15 protein-coding genes are annotated in these 21546 nt (G+C 68.2%); 5 read left to right on the top strand and 10 right to left on the bottom strand.

The window, feature by feature from the left end; translation table 11 throughout:
* Positions 1 to 180: 180 nt before the first annotated feature.
* Both BTJ49_RS04210 and gltB read right to left on the bottom strand, forming a co-directional pair.
* On the bottom strand, positions 181 to 1605 hold the full coding sequence (locus BTJ49_RS04210) for an FAD-dependent oxidoreductase (protein ID WP_113064138.1): 1425 nt from the start codon (positions 1603 to 1605) through the stop codon (positions 181 to 183).
* Entirely contained in the window at positions 1602 to 6056 is a 4455-nt protein-coding gene (gltB, locus tag BTJ49_RS04205) for a glutamate synthase large subunit (RefSeq protein ID WP_240601727.1), read from the bottom strand. Before gltB ends, BTJ49_RS04210 begins: the two co-directional genes overlap by 4 nt.
* A gap of 286 nt (positions 6057 to 6342) precedes the next feature.
* Here gltB and BTJ49_RS04200 point away from each other — a divergent pair, with 286 nt between their 5' ends.
* Positions 6343 to 8427: a S9 family peptidase gene (locus BTJ49_RS04200; protein ID WP_113064136.1), complete on the top strand. Its 2085-nt coding sequence runs from the start codon at positions 6343 to 6345 to the stop codon at positions 8425 to 8427.
* A 72-nt stretch (positions 8428 to 8499) separates the two neighbouring features.
* Entirely contained in the window at positions 8500 to 8922 is a 423-nt protein-coding gene (locus tag BTJ49_RS04195; protein ID WP_113064135.1) for a YchJ family metal-binding protein, read from the top strand.
* A gap of 113 nt (positions 8923 to 9035) precedes the next feature.
* On the opposite strand, the gene BTJ49_RS04190 is transcribed toward BTJ49_RS04195, so the two are convergent.
* The 6 genes from BTJ49_RS04190 to adh all read right to left on the bottom strand — a co-directional run bounded on the left by BTJ49_RS04190 (position 9036) and on the right by adh (position 15089).
* On the bottom strand, positions 9036 to 9905 hold the full coding sequence (locus BTJ49_RS04190) for a methylglyoxal synthase (protein WP_113064534.1): 870 nt from the start codon (positions 9903 to 9905) through the stop codon (positions 9036 to 9038).
* 85 nt (positions 9906 to 9990) lie between these two features.
* Positions 9991 to 11220: a spore maturation protein gene (locus tag BTJ49_RS04185; protein ID WP_113064134.1), complete on the bottom strand. Its 1230-nt coding sequence runs from the start codon at positions 11218 to 11220 to the stop codon at positions 9991 to 9993.
* 39 nt (positions 11221 to 11259) lie between these two features.
* Positions 11260 to 11907 carry a MarC family protein gene (locus BTJ49_RS04180; protein WP_206098366.1) on the bottom strand — a complete coding sequence of 216 codons (648 nt, stop codon included), beginning with the start codon at positions 11905 to 11907 and terminating at the stop codon, positions 11260 to 11262.
* Between the two features lie 67 nt (positions 11908 to 11974).
* Positions 11975 to 12370 (bottom strand): DUF779 domain-containing protein, encoded by a 396-nt coding sequence (locus BTJ49_RS04175; RefSeq protein WP_113064133.1) that lies wholly within the window; start codon positions 12368 to 12370, stop codon positions 11975 to 11977.
* A 10-nt stretch (positions 12371 to 12380) separates the two neighbouring features.
* Positions 12381 to 13409: an alcohol dehydrogenase AdhP gene (gene adhP, locus BTJ49_RS04170; protein WP_113064132.1), complete on the bottom strand. Its 1029-nt coding sequence runs from the start codon at positions 13407 to 13409 to the stop codon at positions 12381 to 12383.
* A 159-nt stretch (positions 13410 to 13568) separates the two neighbouring features.
* Positions 13569 to 15089 carry an aldehyde dehydrogenase gene (gene adh / locus BTJ49_RS04165; RefSeq protein WP_113064131.1) on the bottom strand — a complete coding sequence of 507 codons (1521 nt, stop codon included), beginning with the start codon at positions 15087 to 15089 and terminating at the stop codon, positions 13569 to 13571.
* Positions 15090 to 15338: 249 nt separating this feature from the next.
* Here adh and BTJ49_RS04160 point away from each other — a divergent pair, with 249 nt between their 5' ends.
* Entirely contained in the window at positions 15339 to 17237 is a 1899-nt protein-coding gene (locus tag BTJ49_RS04160) for a sigma-54-dependent Fis family transcriptional regulator (RefSeq protein ID WP_113064130.1), read from the top strand.
* Here BTJ49_RS04160 and BTJ49_RS04155 read toward each other — a convergent pair.
* Entirely contained in the window at positions 17223 to 17993 is a 771-nt protein-coding gene (locus tag BTJ49_RS04155) for an NRDE family protein (RefSeq protein WP_113064532.1), read from the bottom strand. The two genes, BTJ49_RS04160 and BTJ49_RS04155, sit on opposite strands and share 15 nt — an antisense overlap.
* Positions 17994 to 18098: 105 nt before the next feature.
* Between BTJ49_RS04155 and BTJ49_RS04150 the strand changes: the two genes are divergently transcribed.
* Positions 18099 to 19256: a peptidoglycan DD-metalloendopeptidase family protein gene (locus BTJ49_RS04150; protein WP_240601726.1), complete on the top strand. Its 1158-nt coding sequence runs from the start codon at positions 18099 to 18101 to the stop codon at positions 19254 to 19256.
* Between the two features lie 26 nt (positions 19257 to 19282).
* Positions 19283 to 20626, top strand: a complete 1344-nt coding sequence (locus BTJ49_RS04145; RefSeq protein ID WP_113064129.1) for a S41 family peptidase — start codon at positions 19283 to 19285, stop codon at positions 20624 to 20626.
* 19 nt (positions 20627 to 20645) lie between these two features.
* Here BTJ49_RS04145 and tatC read toward each other — a convergent pair whose 3' ends face one another.
* Positions 20646 to 21401, bottom strand: a complete 756-nt coding sequence (gene tatC / locus BTJ49_RS04140; protein WP_113064128.1) for a twin-arginine translocase subunit TatC — start codon at positions 21399 to 21401, stop codon at positions 20646 to 20648.
* Between the last annotated feature and the right edge of the window lie 145 nt (positions 21402 to 21546).

Genomic DNA, 21546 nt, shown 5'->3' with positions numbered 1-21546 from the left:
GTCGACGAACCCCCGGAACCCGGAGCGGACCTGGAGGCCCGAAGGGCCGGAAGGCGCGGACGTTGGGGCGCCCTTCTTTGGTTCCTTTCTTGGGCGAACAAGAAAGGAACCCGGCCGGCGCCAGCCGGTCGGAACCGCTTTTCATCGAAGTCATGAACCGTCGAGAACGGTGCAGGAAGTTCAGGCCGCTTGAAGCTCAGCGCGCAACATCCGCGCCATCGCATGCCCGGCCTCACGCCCATCCAACACCGCGCGCACGACAAGATCCGCCCCCCGCACCATATCCCCACCCGCAAAAACCCGCGGATGCGCCGTCTGATGCGGCAACCGCCCTTCGCCGCCGGTGATGGTGCGCCCCGACGCCAGGTGTTCGATACCCGCCTGATTCATCCACTCGGCCGGATCGACCTGGAACCCGAAGGCGATGATGACCACATCCGCAGCCAGCACCTTCTCGCTGCCGAGCACGTTCTGCGGCCGCGCGCGGCCGCTGCCGTCGTCGACCAGTTTGGTCTCGACCAGATCCACGCCCTCGACCTGTGTGTCGCCGACGATGCGCAGCGGCTGGCGGTGGAACAGGAAGTTCACGCCCTCCTCGCGCGCGTTCTGCACCTCGCGCCGCGAGCCAGGCATGTTGGCCTCGTCGCGGCGGTAGACGCAGCTGACCTCGGACGCGCCGAGGCGGATCGCGGTGCGCACGCAGTCCATGCCGGTGTCGCCGCCGCCCAGCACCACCACGCGCTTGCCGGCCACGTCGAAGCGCGGGTCCAGCGGCTGGTGGTGCAGGATGCGACGCACGTTGGCGATCAGGAACGGCAGGGCGGCATGCACGCCGTGCAGGTCGCGACCGGGCAGCTCGCCGTCGATGGCGCGGTAGGCGCCGGTGCCCAGGAATACCGCGTCGAAGTCGTTCAGCAGATCGTCGAAGCGGCGGTGAATGCCGATCTCGGTGTTGAGGTGGAAGTGCACGCCCATGTCCTCCAGCACGCGGCGGCGTTGGCGGATGACGTGCTTGTCGAGCTTGAACGGCGGGATGCCGAAGGTGAGCAGGCCGCCGATTTCCTCGTGGCGGTCGAACACGTGCGCCTCGACGCCGTTGCGCACCAGCACGTCGGCGCAGGCCAGGCCTGCCGGCCCGGCGCCGATCACGGCCACGCGACGGCCGATGGAACGCACGCGGCTGAGGTCGGGACGCCAGCCCTGGCGGATCGCCTGGTCGGTGACCCAGCGTTCGATGCCGCCGATGGTGACGGCGCCGAAGTCGCCCTGCTCCAGCGTGCACGCGCCTTCGCACAGGCGGTCCTGCGGGCACACGCGGCCGCACACTTCGGGCAGCGGGTTGGTCTGGTGCATCAGCTCGGCGGCGGCAGTCAGGTGGCCGTCCTGCACCAGCTTCAGCCAGTCGGGGATGTAGTTGTGCAGCGGGCAGGCGTGCTCGCAGTAGGGGTTGCCGCAGTCGATGCAGCGACCGGCCTGCTCGCCGGCGTCGTCGGGCAGGAAGTCGCCGTAGATTTCGTCGTGACCGGTCACGCGCACCTTGACCGGCACGCGGCGCGGCATCTGCCGCGGGATGTCGACGAAGCGGAACAGGGATTCGTCGCTCATGCGGCCCTCCGCAGTTCCTCGGCCAGCGCTTCCAGGCTGGCGGCGCGCGGCTTGACCAGCCAGAAGCGGTGCAGCACGCCGCGGAAGTCGTCGACCAAGCGCTTGCTCCATGCGCTTCCGGTGAGTTCGGCGTGGCGGCGGATCAGGTTGCGCAGGTGCTGCATGTGGTGCTCGGTGCCTTCGGGCGTGATGTGGACGATGTCGACCAACTCGTGGTTGTAGCGATCGACGAAATCGCGGTCGAGGTCGAGAACGTAGGCGAAGCCGCCGGTCATGCCGGCGCCGAAATTGAGGCCGGCGCGACCCAGGACCACGACTACGCCGCCGGTCATGTATTCGCAGCAGTGGTCGCCGGCGCCCTCGGTGACGGCCAGCGCGCCGGAGTTGCGCACCGCGAAGCGCTCGCCGGCGGTGCCTGCGGCATACAGTTCGCCGCCGGTCGCGCCATACAGGCAGGTGTTGCCGAGGATCGGCGCCTCGTGGCTGGCGTAGCCGGCGTCCTCGGGCGGACGCAGCACGATGCGGCCGCCGGCCATGCCCTTGCCGACGTAGTCGTTGGCCTCGCCGGTCAGGTCGATGTGCAGGCCAGCTGCGTTCCACGCGCCCAGGCTCTGCCCGGCGCTGCCGGCCAGGGCCAGGGTCAGCGGGTGATCGGCCATGCCGGCGTCGCCCCACTGCCGCGCGATGGCGCCGGACAGGCGCGCGCCGACGGCGCGATCGGCGTTGCGGATGGCGTAGGCGAAGCGTCCGCCGCTGCCGGCGGCGACCGCAGTGGCGGTGTCGGCCTGGATGGCCTCGACCAGGGCCGAGGTCTCGCGCACCGGGTTGCGGGTGCGAATGCAGTACGGCTTCATGTCGCGATGGCCGTGCTCGTGGGCGAGCAAGGGCGACAGGTCGATCTTCTCCAGACCGGCCAGCTGCGCGTCGATGCGTTCGAGCAGTTCGGTGCGGCCGATGATCTCCTCCACGGAGTGCGCACCCAGCCGCGCCAGCCACTGGCGCACATCCTCGGCGATGAAGCGGAAGAAGTTCTCGACCATCTCCGGCAGGCCGACGAAGTGGTTGCGGCGCAGCAGTTCGTGCTGGGTGGCGACGCCGGTGGCGCAGTTGTTGAGGTGGCACACGCGCAGGTACTTGCAGCCCAGCGCGACCATCGGCGCGGTGCCGAAGCCGAAGCTCTCGGCGCCGAGGATGGCCGCCTTGATGACGTCCAGGCCGGTTTTCAGACCGCCGTCGGTCTGCAGCCGCACGCGGTCGCGCAGGCCATGCTTGAGCAAGGTCTGGCGGGTCTCGGACAGGCCCAGTTCCCACGGCGTGCCGGCGTACTTGAGCGAAGTCAGCGGGCTGGCGCCGGTGCCGCCGTCGTGACCGGACACAGTAATGAGATCGGCGCCGGCCTTGACCACGCCCGCGGCGACGGTGCCGACGCCGGCATGGCTGACCAGCTTCACCGAGATCAGCGCCTCGGGATTGACCTGCTTGAGATCGTGGATCAGCTGCGCCAGATCCTCGATGGAATAGATGTCGTGGTGCGGCGGCGGCGAGATCAGACCGATGCCCGGCTTGGCGAAGCGCAGCTTCGCGATCATCGAATTGACCTTGTGCCCGGGCAGCTGACCGCCCTCGCCGGGCTTGGCGCCCTGCGCGATCTTGATCTGCAGCACCTCGGCGTTGACCAGGTAGGCCGGGGTGACGCCGAAGCGACCGGAGGCGACCTGTTTGATCTTGGACATCTTCTCGGTGCCGTAGCGCACCGGGTCCTCGCCGCCCTCGCCGGAGTTGGAGCGCGCGCCGAGGCGGTTCATGGCGATGGCCAGGGCCTCGTGCGCCTCGGGCGACAGCGCGCCCAGACTCATGCCGGCCGAATCGAAGCGGCGCACGATGGCCGACAGCGGCTCGACCGCTTCCAGCGGCAACGGCGTCTCGGCTTCGATCGGGCGCAGCAAATCGCGCAGCGCCGACGGTGGGCGCTGATCGACATGATCGGCGTAGCGCCGGTAGGCCGTGGCATCACCGCTGCGCACGGCTTCCTGCAGCGAGGCGATCACGTCCGGGTTGTACATGTGGTACTCGCCGCCGTGCACGTACTTGAACAGGCCGCCTGCACGCAGCGCCACGCTTTCGTCCCACGCCTCGGCGGCCAGCTGGCGCTGGTCGCGGTCGAGGTCGTCGAAACTCGCGCCGCCGATGCGCGCGGGGGTACCGGGGAAGCACAGGTCCACCACCTCGGGCGCCAGACCGATGATCTCGAACAGCTGCGCGCCGCGGTAGCCGGCGATGGTGGAGATGCCCATCTTCGACAGGATCTTCAACAGCCCCTTGCGGATGCCGCGACGGTAGCTGCGACCAACCTCGAACGGCTCGGCCTTGTCCTGGCGGATGAAGCCGGCGCGGCCCAGATCCAACAGGCTCTGGTAGGCCAGCCACGGGTACACCGCCGTCGCGCCGTAGCCGATCAGGCAGGCGAAGTGATGCGCGTCGCGCGCGGTGGCGGTTTCCACGATCAGGTTGCAGCGGCAGCGCAAGCCGACGTCGATCAGCCGCGCGTGCACCGCGCCGGTGACCAGCAGCGCGTGCACGGGCACGCTGTCGCGGCGCGGGTAGCGGTCGGTCAGGAACACCAGCGCCGCGCCCTCGCGCACGGCCTGCTCGGCCTCGTCGCAGAGGCGGCGGATGGCCGATTCCAGGTCCTCGCTGCCGGGACGGCACAAGTCCAGCGTGACGGTGTGCCCGGCGAACGGCTCCACGGCCAGCAGCTGACGCAGCTTGCGCTGCGAGAGCACCGGCGAATTGAGCATGATCTGGCGCGCGTTCTCCGGCGCCAGCTTGAAGAAGTTGCCCTCGGGGCCGATCTGCGTGGTCAGCGACATCACCAGCCGCTCGCGCAGCGGGTCGATGGGCGGGTTGGTGACCTGGGCGAAGCCCTGGCGGAAGCGGTCGTACAGCGCGCGCACCTGACGCGACAATGCGGCGATCGGGGTGTCGTCGCCCATCGAGCCGGTGGCTTCCTTCTCGGTCTCGGCCAGCACCTTGAGCACGGACTCGCGCTCCTCGCGGCTGAGGCCGTACAGCTTCTGCAGGCGGCGCAATTCATCGACCGGCAGCGGCTGCGCGGCCAGGCTGGGATCGATCAGGTCCGACTCCAGGTATTCCACGCCGGCGCGCAGCCAGTTGCGGAACGGCGCGCGCGCGGCGTTGACGGCGTCGATGTCGGCGTCGTGCAGCAGGCGATGGCGCTCCAGATCGACGGCCAGCATCTGCCCGGGGCCGAGGCGCCCCTTGGCGACGATGGACGAAGTCGGCACATCGCGGATGCCGGTTTCCGAGGCCACCAACAACACCTGATCGTCGGACAGCGACCAGCGCGCCGGGCGCAGGCCGTTGCGGTCCAGCGCGCAGGCGGCGTAGCGCCCGTCGCACATCACCAGACCGGCCGGACCGTCCCACGGCTCGGTGTGCAGCGCGTAGTACTCGTAGAAAGCAGCCAGGTCCTCGTCGAGGTTGTCGTTGGCCTGCCACGCCGGCGGCACCAGCACGCGCATGGCCGCGAGCATATCGAGACCACCGGCCAGCAGGATCTCCAGCGCGTTGTCGAGGCTTTCCGAATCCGAGCCGTGCTGGCGCACCAGCGGTCCCAGCTCGGTGAAATCGATGTGCGGCGAGGCCAGCACCGGCGCGCGCGCCAGCATCCAGCGGCGGTTGGCGCGGATGGTGTTGATCTCGCCGTTGTGCGCCAGCACGCGGAACGGCTGCGCCAGGCGCCACTGCGGTGTGGTGTTGGTGGAAAAGCGCTGATGGAACAGCACGGCGCGGGCACGCAGGGCCGGATGGTTCAGGTCCGCGAACACGTCGCGCAGACGCCCCGGCGCGGCCATGGCCTTGTAGGCGACGGCGTGCGCGGACAGCGAAGCCACGTAGCAGCCGTCGTCGTCGAACACGGTCTCGGCGCGGCGGCGCGCGCGCAGCAGGGCGCGCTCGAAGGCGGCGGCATCCATGTCGCCCGGCGCGTCGACAAAGACCTGGCGGATGCGTGGCATGGTCGCCGTCGCCAGTGGGCCGCAGGGTTCAGTGTCGACCGCGATCTCGCGCCAGCCGGCGACGGACAGGCCGGATTCGACCAGTGCGTCTTCCAGCGTCTGCGCATGGCGCTCGGCCTCGGCGCGCTCGAAGAACACCAGACCGGCAGCGAATTGCGGCGCCGGGTCAATGCTGTCGGCCTCGGCCAGCGCGCGCAGCCAATCCTGCGCGCCGTGGATCAGCACGCCGCAGCCGTCGCCGCTGACGCCGTCGGCGTTCACCGCGCCGCGGTGGGAAAGTCGTGCGAGAGCGACGAAGGCGTCGTCGACCAGTTGCGCGCTGGTGCGTCCATCCACATGCACCAGCAGGCCGAAGCCGCAGGCGTCATGCTCGAAAGCGGGGTCGTAAAGAGTGCGTGCGCGCGATTCGGTCAAGCGATACCTCGAAAACAGGCGGACCACCGCTAGCGTCCGGCCACAAAGGCAAGTCGCTCCTGAGCACGTACGTCGCGGTGCGTGAGGGGAACCATCACTAAAGCACAGGGACCGCGATACGTCAAAATGACGAATGGACGTATAGACGGCTCTGGTTTCAATAACCTGCGTGCGCATCGACCCCGATTCCGGCCTTCACGGACATCCTCTCGACCCGTACGTCTGGCACAGGCCGGCACTCCGGACGGTGTGCTAGCGTCAATCGGTCATGTCCCCGGGAATCCCCATGAAGACCCACACTCTGCTTTCCTGCCTGCTCGCGGCCGCGTTCGTGCCGGCCGCCGCTCACGCCGACCAGCCCGCCCCCAAGGCTTCGGACGCCACCAGCGCGAAGATCTCCGCGATCCTGAAGACGCTGGGCAAGACCACGCGCTTCGGCGGCGTGGCCGTCTCGCCGAATGGCAAGACGCTGGCCTGGACCTTCCACGACAAGGACGGCGAGCACCTGCAACTGGCCGACGCCAGGGGCCGTCACGTGCGCAACGTCGGCGTCACCGGCGCCGACAAGGCCTGCCGCGACATCGCGCGCCCGCACTGGTCGCCGGACGGTACCCACATCGCCTTTCTCGGCAACTGCGGCAACGACAAGCATCCGAGCCAGGCGGACATCTTCGTCGCCGACGCCGCCGCGTCGAAGCCCGTCGCCCATGCGGTGACCAAGCTCGACGGCTACGCACACAACCTGACCTGGGCGCCGAACGGCAAGCAGTTCGGTCTGCTGTACGTGGCCGGCGATCGCCACCGCGTCGGCGCCACCGCCGCCACCAAGGCGCGCGTGGGCGTGATCGGCGTCAGCAACATCTCGCATCAGCAGTTCAACGTCGTCGGCATGGACGGCGTGCCGCACGCGGTCACGCCGAAGTCGCTGTTCGTCTATGAATACAGCTGGTCGCCGAAGTCCGACGCCGTGGCCTTCGTCGCCGCGCCGCCGCCGGGCGAGAACAACTGGTGGGTGGCCAAGCTGTACGCCCAGGACACCGCCCACGGCAGCGCGCCGCGCGTGGTGGTCGATCCGGGCACCGTGAAGGGTTCGCTGCACGGCCTGCAGATCGCGCTGCCGCGCTGGTCGCCGGACGCCTCGCGCATCGCCTTCATCGGCGGCCTGATGAGCGATCAGGGCGCGACCGGTGGCGACATCTACGTGGTGCCGTCCCACGGCGGCGCGCCGGTCGACGTGACGCCGGGCATCCACACCTCGCCGTCGTGGCTGACCTGGACCGGCAACGACCATCTTCTGGTGGCCGCCATGGCCTCGGGCAAGACACGCATCTCCAGCTTCACCCTCGACGGCGACAAGCCCGCGCATGAGCAGCCGCTGCTGACCGACCCGTCCGGTCTCGGCGACGGCAGCGTGGCTTCGGCCGTCGCCGTGGCCGCCAACCACACGCGCTTCGCCTTCATCCGCAGCACCTTCGATCATGCGCCGGAGATCTACAGCGGTCGCTTCGCCACCGATCGTGACAACCAGCCGACGCGCATCGCCCAAGCCCCGCGCGCGGTCACGCACAAGAACAACGACCTCAAGCCGCTGTGGGGCAAGGCCGTGTCGGTGGAGTGGACCAACGAGGGTTACCACGTGCAAGGCTGGCTGCTGCTGCCGGCGAACTACGATCCGCACAAGACCTACCCGATGATCGTCAATGTGCACGGCGGCCCGGTGTGGAACGTGCGCTCGGGCTGGGGCGGCAACGGCCTGTACTCGGCGCTGGGCTACTTCGTGCTGATGCCGAACCCGCGCGGCAGCCTCGGCGAGGGCGCGGCCTACACCCAGGCCGTGCGCAAGGACATGGGCTACGGCGATCTGCGCGACATCCTCGCCGGCGTCGACAAGGTCGAGAAGCTGTACCCGGTCGACGACAAGCGCCTGGGCATCAGCGGCTGGAGCTACGGCGGCTTCATGAGCATGTTCGCGCCGACGCAGACGCACCGCTTCCGCGCCGCGGTGGCCGGCGCCGGCCTGTCCAACTGGCAGAGCTACTACGGCCAGAACATGATCGACCAGTGGATGCTGCCGTTCTTCGGCAAATCGGTCTACGACGATCCGGCGGTGTACGCCAAGAGCTCGGCGATCAACTTCATCAAGCAGAACAAGACGCCGACGCTGGTCGTGGTCGGCGAACGTGACGCCGAATGCCCGGCGCCGCAGTCGTTCGAGTTCTGGCATGCGCTGCGCGCGATGGGCGTGCCGACGCAGCTGGTGGTCTACGCCGGCGAAGGCCACGGCTTCCACAAGATGAAGGATCGCATCGACGTGATGAAGCGTTCCGCCCACTGGTTCGCCAAGTACCTCGGTACCGGCGCGGATCATTGATCGCAGCCGGCGAGTCCCGCGTTGCCCGACGCGGGACTCGCCCGGCCGCCGCAAACGCGGCATGATGCGGGCATGTCCCGCGCCCACGCTCTCAAAGCCGTCGACACCTCCACGCCCTGCCCCTGCGGCAATCCGCGCGGCTACGCGCAATGCTGTCAGCCGCTGCACCGGGGCGAACCCGCAGCCACCGCCGAAGCGCTGATGCGTTCGCGCTACAGCGCCTATGTGCTGCGCGACGAGGACTATCTGCTGGCCAGCTGGCACCCGTCGACCCGCCCGACCTCCTTACGTCTGGGCGTGCAGCAACCCACGCCGACATGGCTGGGGCTGAGCGTGAAGGCGCACGAAAACCAGGACGACGACCATGCCATGGTCGAATTCGTCGCCCGCTTCCGCGTCGGCGGCGGCCGCGCGCAGCGCCTGCATGAACGCAGCCGATTCCTGCGCGAGGACGGTCGCTGGTTCTACGTCGACGGCGACATCCTGGGCGGCTGAAGCGCTGGGCGGACTGCTTCCGCCATCCGCACGAACGTCGCGCGCTTCGGCATCTCGCGTGCACGGCGGACAACGCCCGCCCCTACGCTTTCACGCACAAGGGCAGCCTGCGCTCAAAATGCCTCGCGTTTCGTCACCGCCTCGATCCAGCGCTGCGCCACAACCGGCGTGGTCATGCACATGGCCTCATCGGTGACGGTGGTCACCGCGCGTTCCAGCAGGCGGATGTCGGCCTCGTGCTGGCGCGCGACGTGCGGGTCCTCGAAGAAGATCACGCGCTGGCAGCGCTGATCGAGGATGCGGTCGGCGATCTGCGCATCGCCGCCCAGCGGTCCGCTGTTGTAGCGCACCACCCACTCCTTGTCCTTCGGCCAGCCGCGCGACCAGGCCAGCTCGTTCAGGCCCTGGCCGGTGGTGCCGGTGGCCACGCGGGTGGCGAAGCGCGAGAGCAGATCGAAGTGCGCGCCGGCGAAGTCGAACATGTCCTGCTTCAGCGCGTCATGAGCGATCAGCGCCACGGTCTGGCGTTCGAACGCGAACAGGCGGTCGGCGGCCGGAAGCGGCTCCAGACCCGCGTGCATGCGCTGGCACTCGATGAAATCGATGGCGCCAGCGACCGTCGACACGAACGGCTTGTGGTGGATCACGCACTGGCGCTTGAGCGCCGCGGCCTCGGGATAGTCCGACGACGGATCGACCGGATCGATCAGGTAGATCGCGCCGTCCAACGTGCGCGTCTCGCCCAGGCCGACCACCTCGGCCACCAGCTTCATCAGGCCACCGTGACGCCCGTACGGATAGCGCTTGAGCGGCGGATAGCCCTGCAGCATGCCCTCGCCGAGCATCGCGTCGTAAGTGCGGCCGACCACGTGCAGTTCCATCTGCAGCGCGCGGATGCTGTCCTCGCACACGCGCAGCCAGCGATACAACGCGGCGTCGCGGTTGGCGTGATGGAGCTGGTTGACGGCGAGACCGATGCACATGGGATAGACGTCCATTCAGGCGAGCAAAGAGAAAGACTCCCCAACATGGTAGCCGCAATGCGTTGCGTGCAGGTGTCCGAAGCGGCTAGCCGAAGAACCAGTAGCACACGCCGATCGAGGCCAGCACGCCGGCCAGGTCGGCGATCAGCGCGCAGCCCACGGCGTGGCGCGCGCGCTGGATGCCGACCGCGCCGAAGTACACGGCCAGCACGTAGAAGGTGGTCTCGGTGCTGCCCTGCATGGTCGCCGCCAGCAGCGCCGGGAAGCTGTCGACACCCGAGTGCTGCATGGTCTCGATCATCATCGCGCGCGCCGCGCTGCCCGACAGCGGTTTGACCAGCGCCGTCGGCAGCGCGTCGACGAAACGCGTGTCCAGATGCGCGGCATGCGCCAGCCAACGGATGCCGTCCAACGCGAAATCCAGCGCACCCGACGCGCGCAGCACGCCGACCGCGCACAGCATCGCCACCAGGTACGGCAACAGACTCTTGGCGACGTCGAAGCCGTCCTTCGCGCCCTCGATGAAGGTCTCGTAGAGTGGCACCTTGCGCCACGCGCCGGCGATCAGGAAAGCCATGATGATGGCGAACAGCGTCAGATTGCCCAGCAGCGAGGACAACGACGCCAGCGCCGTCGCGGACAGCGTCGCCAGCAGCGCCATGAACCCGCCCAGCAGCAAGGCACCGCCGCCCAGCCAGGCCAGCACTACCGGATCCCACAAGCGGATACGCTGCATCACCGACACCGACAGCAACCCGACCAGCGACGAGGCGCTGGTCGCCAGCAGGATCGGCAGGAACACCAGGGTCGGATCGTGCGCGCCCTGCTGCATGCGATAGACGAAAATCGTCACCGGCAGCAAGGTCAGCGATGAAGCGTTCATCACCAGGAACAGGATCTGCGCGTTGCTGGCGGTATCGTTACTGGGGTTGAGCGTCTGCAACTCGCGCATCGCGCGCAGGCCGATCGGCGTAGCGGCGTTGTCCAGACCCAGCACATTGGCGGCGAAGTTCAGGCAGATCAGACCGACCGCCGGATGACCCGCCGGCACCTCCGGCATCAGCCGCCGGAACAGCGGCCCCAGCCACCGCGCCAGCGCATCGACCAGGCCGGCGCGCTCGGCGATCTTCAGGAACCCCAGCCACAGCGCCAGCGTGCCGAACAACAGCACCATCACCTGCACCGACAGTTTGGCCATCTGGAACAGGCTTTCGACCATCGCCGCCCAGACGTCGGCATGACCGCCGACCAGCCAGCTGGCCAGGCCGGCCATCGCCGCCGCCAGGAAGAAACCGAACCACAGACGATTCAGCATGATGCCGTCCGCAGGGAGATCGCCGACACCCGCATGCGCTCAGCCGGCCAGCCGGATCGCACCGTGCACACCGGCGATGACCATCTGCGTGCCGATGACCGCCAGGATCAGGCCCATCATCCGCGTGATGACACCCAGCGCGCTGGCACCGATCAGGCGCACGAAGCGCTCGCCGGAGACGAACAGCAGATAGGTGATCGCGCACAGCACGGCGAAGGCGCCGATAGTGACCAGCATCGAGGTGACGCCACCATCGGCCGCGAAGTTCATCGCCGTGGCGATGGTGCCGGGACCGGCCAGGATCGGCATCGCCAACGGCGAAACCGCCACGCCGAGCTGCGCCTCGCGCGCGCCCTTGGCCTCATCGTTGCTGGGCTGATGCACCTTCGACCCGTTTCCCTGCAGCATGTGGAAACCGATCAGGAACACCAACAGGCCGCCGGTGATGCGCAGCGCCGGCATGGTCATGCCGAACAGGTCGAAGATCAGTTTCCCGGCAACCGCGAACACCGCCACGATGACGAACGCCAACGCCAGCGAACGGGCCGCGACCTTGCGCCGGGTCGCGGCATCGTCGCCATCGGTGAGTCCGAGAAAGATCGGCACGTTGGCGATCGGGTTCATGATCGCGAACAGCCCCATGAAAACCGTGACCGCATAGGCCAGTTCGTGATGCATGCCCGTCATTGCGCGCTCCCCAGAGCAATCTCCATCCGCGCGCATCATAGCGTGCGAGCGCGGCGAAACCTCGCAGCTAGAAGCGGCCGGCCGCCTGCAACGCCGCGACCTCGTCATCGGTGAACAGGCGCGAGCGGATGTGGAAGCGCGTCCCGGTGCCGTTGTCCAGCGAGAACATGCCGCCCTGCCCGGGCACCACATCGAGAGTGAGCTGGGTGTGCTTCCAGTATTCGTACTGCGAGGGACTCATGTAGAACGGCGCGCCGGCCACCTCGCCCAGCAGCACGTCGCGATCGCCGACGATGAAATCGTCCTGCGGGTAGCACATCGGCGACGACCCGTCGCAACAGCCGCCGGACTGGTGGAACAGCAGCGGCCCGTGCTGCGCGCTCAGCGCAGCGATCAACGCCTCGGCGGCCGGCGTGGCCTGCACCCGCGAAGGCGGTTCCAGCAATGCGGAAACGCGGTTCATGCCACAACGCTCAAAGAGCCATGTCCAGAACGACGCGGCCTTCGATCTGGCCCTTGCGCATGTGCTCGAACACGGTGTTGATGTTCTCCAACCGATCGGCTGCGACGGTGGCCGCGACCTTGCCCGTCCCGGCGAAATCCAATGCTTCCTGCAAATCCAGTCGGGTTCCGACGATGGAACCCCGTACCGTCACCCCGTTGAGCACCATGCCAAAGATATCCAGCGGGAACTGACCTGGCGGCAAGCCGTTCAGCGATACGGTGCCGCCACGGCGAACCATGCCCACGGCCTGTTCGAAGGCCTTCGGCGAAACCGCTGTGACCAGCACGCCGTGGGCGCCGCCGATCTCCTTGTTCAGATAGGCCACCGGGTCGGTGGTCGCCGCATTGACGGTGACGGCAGCGCCCAGGTGTTCCGCCAGCTTCAACTTGGCATCGTCGATGTCCACCGCGGCCACGTTCAGGCCCATCGCCTTGGCGTACTGCACGGCCATGTGCCCGAGACCGCCGATCCCAGAGATCACGACCCAGTTCCCCGGTCGGGTATCGGTCATCTTCAGGCCCTTGTACACCGTCACGCCGGCGCACAGCACCGGTGCGATCTCGATGAACCCGACGCTGCGGGGCAAGTGGCCGACGTAATCGGCATGGGCCAGCGCGTATTCGGCGAAACCGCCGTTGACCGAATAGCCGGCGTTCTGCTGCTGATGGCACAGCGTTTCCCAGCCGCCCAGGCAATGTTCGCAGTGACCGCAGGCCGAATACAGCCACGGAATGCCGACACGATCGCCTTCCTTGACATGGGATACGCCAGCGCCGACGGCGACCACATGGCCCACGCCCTCGTGGCCGGGGATGAAAGGCGGGCTGGGTTTGACCGGCCAGTCGCCCTCGACGGCATGCAGATCCGTGTGACAAACACCGCAAGCCTCGATCTTGACCAGCAGATCGCCCGGACCCGGACGCGGCACCTCGACTTCCTCGATCACCAGCGGTTCGCCGAACGCACGAACCACGGCGGCCTTCATGGTCTTTTGCATGAGCACTCTCCGTTCAAAATAGGTCGACGCTGACGCCTCTCGATCCGCGTAGGGTGGGCTTCCGAACCATGCGCCGACTCAAGCCAGAACCGACCGACGCATCGTGATCGGCCCGTGCGCCCCCACCACCGGCACGGTGGCGAGAGCGCACGGCACGGATCAAAAGAAACCGAGCTTCTTCGGCGAATAGCTGACCAGCATATTCTTGGTCTGCTGGTAGTGCTCCAGCATCATGCTGTGGTTCTCGCGACCGATGCCGGACTGCTTGTAGCCGCCGAACGCGGCGTGCGCCGGATAGGCGTGATAGCAGTTGGTCCACACGCGACCGGCCTGGATGCCGCGACCGAAGCGGTAGCAGCGATTGATGTCGCGACTCCACACACCGGCGCCCAACCCGTACAGCGTGTCGTTGGCGATCGCCATGGCTTCGTCCTCGTCCTTGAACGTGGTCACCGAGACCACCGGCCCGAAGATCTCTTCCTGGAAGATGCGCATCTTGTTGTGGCCGCGGAACACGGTCGGCTGGACGTAGTAGCCGTCCTTGAGTTCGCCGCCCAACTCGGCGCGCCCGCCGCCCGCCAGCACCTCGGCGCCTTCCTGCCGGCCGATGTCGAGGTAGGACAGGATCTTCTCCATCTGCTCGTTGGAAGCCTGCGCACCGATCATGGTCTCGGGATCGAGCGGGTTGCCCTGCTTGATCGCGTTCACGCGCTCGATCGCGCGTTCCATGAATTTCTCGTAGATCGATTCGTGCACCAGCGCGCGCGACGGGCAGGTGCAGACCTCGCCCTGGTTGAGCGCGAACAGCACGAAGCCCTCGATGGCCTTGTCGAAGAAATCATCGTCTTCGCGGGCGACATCGTCGAAGAAGATGTTCGGCGACTTGCCGCCCAGTTCCAGCGTCACCGGAATCAGGTTCTGGCTGGCGTACTGGCTGATCAGGCGGCCGGTGGTGGTCTCGCCGGTGAAGGCGATCTTGGCGATGCGGTCGCTGGACGCCAGCGGTTTGCCCGCCTCCAGACCGAAGCCGTTGACGATGTTGAGCACGCCCGGCGGCAGCAGATCGGCGATCAGCTCGGCCCAGACCAGGATGCCGGCCGGAGTCTGCTCAGCGGGCTTGAGCACCACGCAGTTGCCGGCGGCCAGCGCCGGCGCCAGCTTCCAGGTCGCCATCAGCAGCGGGAAATTCCACGGGATGATCTGACCGACCACGCCCAGCGGTTCATGGAAGTGGTAGGCCACCGTGTCGTGGTCGATCTCGCTGATGCCGCCTTCCTGGGCGCGGATCGCGCCGGCGAAGTAGCGGAAGTGATCCACCGCCAGCGGCAGATCGGCGTTCATCGTCTCGCGGATCGGCTTGCCGTTGTCCCAGGTCTCGGCATGCGCCAGCAGTTCGAGGTTTTCCTCCATGCGGTCGGCAATGCGGTTGAGGATCAGTGCGCGCTCGGCCACGGACATCCGCCCCCAGGCATCTTTGGCCTTGTGTGCGGCATCCAGCGCGGCTTCCACATCGTCCTTGTCCGAGCGTGCGATCTCGCAGAACGGCTTGCCGGTGATCGGCGTGATGTTCTCGAAGTAGCGGCCCGCCTTCGGCGCGACCCACTGGCCGCCAATGAAGTTGTCGTAGCGCTGCTTGAAGGGCACCTGTACCGGCAGGTGGTGTTGTTCCAGCTTGGTCATGTCCTCGGCTCCCGTTGTGTGCAAGGTGTACAGGACAACGCACAGGTCGTGCCAACCACGCGCGGGAACGATTCGCACTTCGGGAGCGTGGCGAGCAATGCCTTCTATTACATGAAGTTATGAGCGCATACCGTTTCAAGCCGAGACAATCCGTCGCGCACTGCACTTGCGCCGGGCACGGATTGTGTGCTCTGTAGGGAGACAGTCGCCTGAGACACTGTCGCAGAATGCGACAGTCGGGAGTTCGCCATGCGCCGTACCCTCTCCACCGACAGCATCCGTTCCGCGCGCCGCCGCTTCTTCGAAGCCGGTCTGCCGCCGCGGGGACTGGTCTCCGACACCATCGCGCAATCCTGGAACCGCTGCCGCGCACTGGGTTTGGCCAGCGACGCACGGCTGGACGCCGGCCCGCTGGAACAGGCCGCCGTGCGCGCGCTGCGCGAGCGCTACGAAGAACTGTGCCGCCTGTGTCGACCGGAGATGGAAGCGCTGTACACCGACGCCCAGGCCACCGGCAGCGTGGTCATGCTGACGGCCCCGGACGGACTCATTCTCGACGCCATGGGCAGCGCGGACTTTCTCGACAAGGCCGCGCGGGTGTCCCTGCGACCGGGCGTGACCTGGAGCGAGGACCACACCGGTACCAACGCCATCGGCACCGCACTGCACGACAAGCGCGCGGTCGAGGTGCGCGGCGCGGAGCACTACTTCGGCGCGCACCGCGTGCTCAGCTGCTCGGCCTCGCCGATCCTCGACGGACGCGGTCGCATCGTCGGCCTGCTTGACCTGTCCGGCGAGGCCAGCGTGCATCACGTGCACGCGCTGGGCATGGTGCGCTTCGCCGTCGACCAGATCGAGCGCCGCCTGCTGGAACGCGAGCTGGCCGGACGCGAGGTCATCCGCCTGCATGCCGACGCCGCCCTGCTCGGCACGCACCGCGAGGGCGTGCTGGTGTTCGAGGACCACCACCTGGTCGCCGCCAACCGCTACGCGCTGGACATGCTGGGCGTGGACTGGGACGAGGTCGGCCGCTGCCGCTACAGCAGCCTGTTCGAATCGGCGCAGCCGCGAGGCCGGGGCGTGCAGGAACTGCGCGGTCCGGGCGGGATCGCGTTCCAGGCGCAGCGCGACGTGATCCCGGCGCGGCTGCCACGCACCGCGCGGCGCAGCGCCGCCCCGTCGACGCCGACCAAGCGGATCGCGCCGCTCTTCGACGACGCCATGCGCGACGCCCTGCAGCGCCACGCGCGCCTGCTCGATGCCGACATTCCCGTGCTGCTGCAGGGCGAGACCGGCAGCGGCAAGGAAGTCGCCGCGCGCGAACTTCATCGCCGCAGCCGGCGCGCCGACGCGCCCTTCGTGGCGATCAACTGCGCTGCGTTGCCGGAAAACCTGATCGAATCGGAACTGTTCGGCTATCGGCCCGGCGCCTTCACCGGCGCGCGCCGCGAAGGCGCCACCGGGCTGCTGCGCGACGCCGACGGCGGCGTGCTGTTCCTGGACGAGATCGGCGACATGCCGGCCGCCCTGCAGACGCGTCTGCTGCGCGTGCTGCAAGAACGCGAAATCACGCCACTCGGCGGCGGTCGCGCCACGCCGGTGGATTTCGCGGTGATCGCCGCCAGCCATCGCGACGTCGCCGCCGACGTCGAAAGCGGCCGCTTCCGCGCCGACCTGTACTACCGCATCGCGCAGACCACGCTATGCCTGCCGCCACTACGCGAACAGGCGGATCTGGCCGACCGCATCACGCAGCTGTGGCGCGCGCTCGGCGGCGACGACCAGAACATGCCGCTGGCGCCGCAAACCCTGCAGCACCTCGCCACGCTGTCCTGGCCGGGCAACATGCGCCAGCTGATCGGCGCGCTGCGCACGCTGCTGGCGCTGGGCACGCCCGGACAGACCATCGCTCCCGAGGACCTTCCCGCCAACCTGCAGCCGGCTCGGGAAACCGGCCGCGCCATGCCGACACGACTGGCCGACGGCGACATCCCCGCCATGGAGCAACTGCAGCGCGAGGCGATGCGCGCCGCACTCGACGCCTGCCACGGCAACGTGTCCGCCGCCGCGCGCCGTCTCGGCATCAGCCGCAGCACGCTTTATCGCAAGCTCGGCGCCGACGCCACCCGCACGTCAGCCGGTTCCTGAGCACAGTTCCAGGGTCCGCTCGCCTTCGAAGACGCCCAGCGGCCCGAAGCGGCGCTCGCTCATCCACACCCGCCCGTCGTGCCCGACAGCGACCAGGGTACTGGCGCGCGTGCCGTAGTCGCGACCGCGAATGAAGGCCGCCGAGAGCATGCGCTCGCGCTCGATGCCGACACCGGTATCCGGCAGCATCGCGTCGGGCCATTCGCCGGAATCGGCCAGCGCCGCCCACAGCGGCGCGAACGCGTCGGTCTCCTGCTCGATCCACGCCGTCAATCGCTGCATCAACGCCTGCGTCTTCGGCCACGGCGTATCGAAATCGGCGTTGGACAAACCGTGCACGCCCGGTTCCACCCGACGCTGCTTGGCCTGCGGATGGTTGCCCAGGTAGCAGGCCTCCTCGGCGTCGAAACACAGCAGGTTGAACGGACGGTAGGTCACGTCACGGGCATGCAGGGCTTCGCCCCATGCTCGGCAAGGCTGCGTACTGCGCAGGTAGTCGCTGACCAGCAGTCCGCGCGACGCGCCGTCGCCACCGTGACCCGGATCACGCACATTGGTCACCGTGGCCACGCGGCCGTCCGCGCAGGCGCCCAGCCAAGTGCCGCCGGCGCGCAGATCGCGGCCCGCCGCCATGCCCGGCCTGCCATCCCAGGTCGCCAGCGGCGCGGTCGGGCGGGCATGGAATTCATCGCGATTGGCCAGCAGCAGCAACCGCCAGCGGGGGTGCGCCTGCCAGGCGAAAGCGATCAGACACATGCGCGAAGACTCCGTGAACCGAACTGTATTGTCGATGACCGCACCGCCTTCCCGCCAGTCGCGACGCATCGCTTCCGGCCCGGTCGGCAGGCATAATCGAACGGCATGTCGTTCACCCGTCGCTTCCTCCGCCCCGGCGTCCTGCCGATTCTGATGCTGCTGGTTCTGCTGGCTGGCGCGCTGCCGCGCGTGGCGCACGCCGACGCGAACAGCCGGGAACAGGCGCAGGCCAAGGCCAGACTGGAAGCGGTGAAGAAGCAGATCGCGCAGCTGACCCGTGCGCAGCGCGACACCGCGACCCGCCGCGACAAGATCAGCGCCGAACTGGGCCAACAGGCCGACCGGCTCAACGCCGCCGCGCGCGCCGTGCGCGAGAGCGATGCCGCGATCGCCGCCAAGCGCAAGCAGCTGGATGCGCTCGACGCCCAACGCAAGCCGCTGGACGCCAAGCTGCATGCCCAGCGCGCCGCCCTCGGCGATCTGCTGCGCGCCGCCTACGCACTCGGCCACGGTTCGGATCTGCGCCTGTTGCTGGGCGACGACGACATCGCCCGCATCGGTCGCGCGCTGGCGTATTCGCGCTACTTCCAGCGCGACCGCATCCAGCGCATCCACAGTCTGATGCAGGATCTCGCCAAGCTGCAGGACCTGCAGCAACGCATCGCCCAGGAGCAGCAGGCGCTGGAGCAGGAACGCGCACAGCGTCAGGCACACGCGCAGGCCCTGAACGACGCGCGCGACCAACAGCGCGCACTGTTGGCGAAAGCACAGAACCAGCTCAAGCAACAGGGCCGACAGCTGGATCAGCTCAAGCGCAACCAGAAGCAGCTCAACGACCTCATCGCGCGCCTGCGCAACGTGTTCGCCGACATCCCGCGCAAGCTGCCGGACGACACGCCGTTCGCCAAGCGCCGTGGGCACCTGCCCTGGCCGGTGCGCGGCAAGCTCACGCGCAGCGGCGACGGCGTCACCATCGACGCCCAACGCGGCAGTTCCGTGCGCGCCGTCGCCCACGGGCGCGTCGCCTTCGCCAACTGGCTGCGCGGCTACGGCATGCTCATCATCGTCGATCACGGCAACGGCTGGATGAGCCTGTACGGTGACAACGAGTCACTGCTGCGCGACGTCGGCGACTGGGTCGACGCCGGCGAGAAGCTCGGCACCGTGGGCGTCGAAACCGGCGGCCACGAAGGCGTATATTTCGGACTGCGGCACAAAGGCAAGGCCGTCAACCCACTTCCCTGGCTGACGCGACACCGATGATGGCAACGCACTGACCGGAGACCTTCATGCGCCCGACTGCGATGCGACTGCTCACACTGTTCACGGCGCTCTGTCTACCCGGCGTCGTGCACGCCTCCGACCCGCCATCCACGACCGCTCCCGCCTCCGCCGCCAGCACGATGGCACAGGACGACACCGTCGATCTGCGCGACATCCGCAACTTCACCCGCGCCTACGCCATCATCCGCCAGGCCTACGTGGAGAAAATCAGCAACCGCGAGCTGATGGACAAGGCCATCGCCGGAATGCTGTCCGGCCTAGATCCGCACAGCGCCTATCTGGGCCGCAAGGGACTGGACAACCTCGCCGAGGACACCAGCGGCCGCTACAGCGGGCTGGGCGTGGAAGTGGCGCAGGTCAACGGCGAGCTGATGGTGGTCGCGCCGCTCGACGGCTCGCCCGCCGCGCGCGCCGGCATCCGCCCCGGCGACGTCATCCTCAAGGTCGATCAGGCCCCGGTCGATCCCGCCGACATCAACGCCTCCATCGCCAAGCTGCGCGGCGCACCCGGCACGCCCATCACGCTCACCGTGCTGCACGACAAATCCGGCCTGCCGGTCGACGTGGCGATGACGCGCGAACGCATCGCCCTGACCAGCGTGACCCTGCGCGAGCTGGAGCCGGGCTACGCCTACCTGCGCGTCAGCCAGTTCCAGGAAGACACCAGCGACGACCTGCAGCGAAAGTTCACCGCGCTGGTCAAGGCGAACGGTCCCCAGCGAGGCGCGGTGCTGGATCTGCGCAGCAATCCGGGCGGCCTGCTTACGGCAGCAGTCGGTGTCAGCGACGCCTTTCTCGACCGCGGCCGCATCGTCCGCACCCGCGGTCGCCTGCCCGATGCCAACATGGCATTCGATGCGCACGCGGGAGATCTGCTGCACGGCGCGCCGCTGATCGTGCTGGTCGACCACGGCACCGCCTCGGCCGCCGAGATCGTCGCCGGCGCGCTGCAGGACAATCATCGCGCACTGATCATGGGTCGACGCACCTTCGGCAAGGGCGTGGTGCAGACCGTCATCCCGATCGACGAAAACCATGCCATCAAACTGACCACCGCGCGCTACTACACGCCGGACGGCCGCTCGATCCAGGCCGAAGGCATTGCCCCGGACATCCGCATCGCCGACCTCGTCGCGCGGCAGGGCGACCACGGCCCGTCACTGATCGGCTCGGAAGCCGATCTGCCCAACCACCTCGCCAACGAGCAGCCGGACGTCTCCCGCCCGACGCCGATCAAGCCCGACGAGGACGGGGCGCTGGCGCGCAGCGACTACGCGCTGGCGCAGGCATTGAACGTGCTGAAGGGACTGGCGCTGAGTCGGCGGCAGACGCCCGCCGCCGCGCACTAGCGCGGCAAGAGCGTCACTCTTACGCGTCGGACGCGGCGTCGTCCGGACGCACCAGCAGTTTCGCCGCCAGAATCCCGGCCTCGAACAGCAGGTACATCGGCACCGCCAGCAGCACCTGGGACATGACGTCCGGCGGCGTTAGCACCGCGGCGGCAGCGAAGCACACCACCACCACGTAGGGCCGCGACTTGCGCAGCTTGTCCACCGAAAGCAGCCCGATCGCGACCAGGATCACCACCGCCACCGGCACCTCGAAGCACAGTCCGAAGGCGAAAAACAGCGTCAGCACAAAGCTGAGGTAGTGGTTGATGTCGGTCATCATCTCCACGCCCTGCGGCGTCACCGCCGTCAAGAAGCGGAAAGCCGCGGGCATGACCAGGAAATACGCAAACGCACACCCGGTGTAGAACAGCAGCACCGCCGACACCAGCAGCGGACGCGCCAGTCGCTTCTCGTGCCGGTACAGACCGGGGCTGACGAAGGCCCAGAACTGGTAGATCACCACCGGCATCGCCAGCACCAGGGCCAGCACGGCGGTCAGCTTGATGGGGGTGAAGAACGGGCTGGAGACCTCGGTCGCGATCAGGTGCCCGCCGTGCGGAAGGTGTCGCACCAGCGGCTCGGCCAGCTCGGTGTACAGCCATTCGCGGAACGGAAACAGCGCCACGAACAGCACCGCCACGGCGAGCACGCTGCGGATGATGCGCGAGCGCAGCTCGATCAGGTGGGAGATCAGGCTCTCCTCAGCCTGCGGCTGCTCGGTCTCAGCGCTCATCGCGACGCTCCTCGCCGGAGGCGGCGCGTGCCGTATCGTCCGGCTTCGGGGATGCATCCGCAGCGGCGGACTGCTCCGCGGGGCGCTCGGGATCGTCGTCCTCGCGCAGCGGCTGGCCCTTCATCGCGTCGGCGGCCTCGCGCAC

Origin of the sequence: Oleiagrimonas sp. MCCC 1A03011 (genome assembly GCF_003267965.1) — a bacterium.
GTDB lineage: Bacteria > Pseudomonadota > Gammaproteobacteria > Xanthomonadales > Rhodanobacteraceae > Oleiagrimonas > Oleiagrimonas citrea.
The sequence above is the reverse complement of the archived record's forward strand: the minus strand, read 5'-3'. Positions and strand labels throughout refer to the sequence as shown.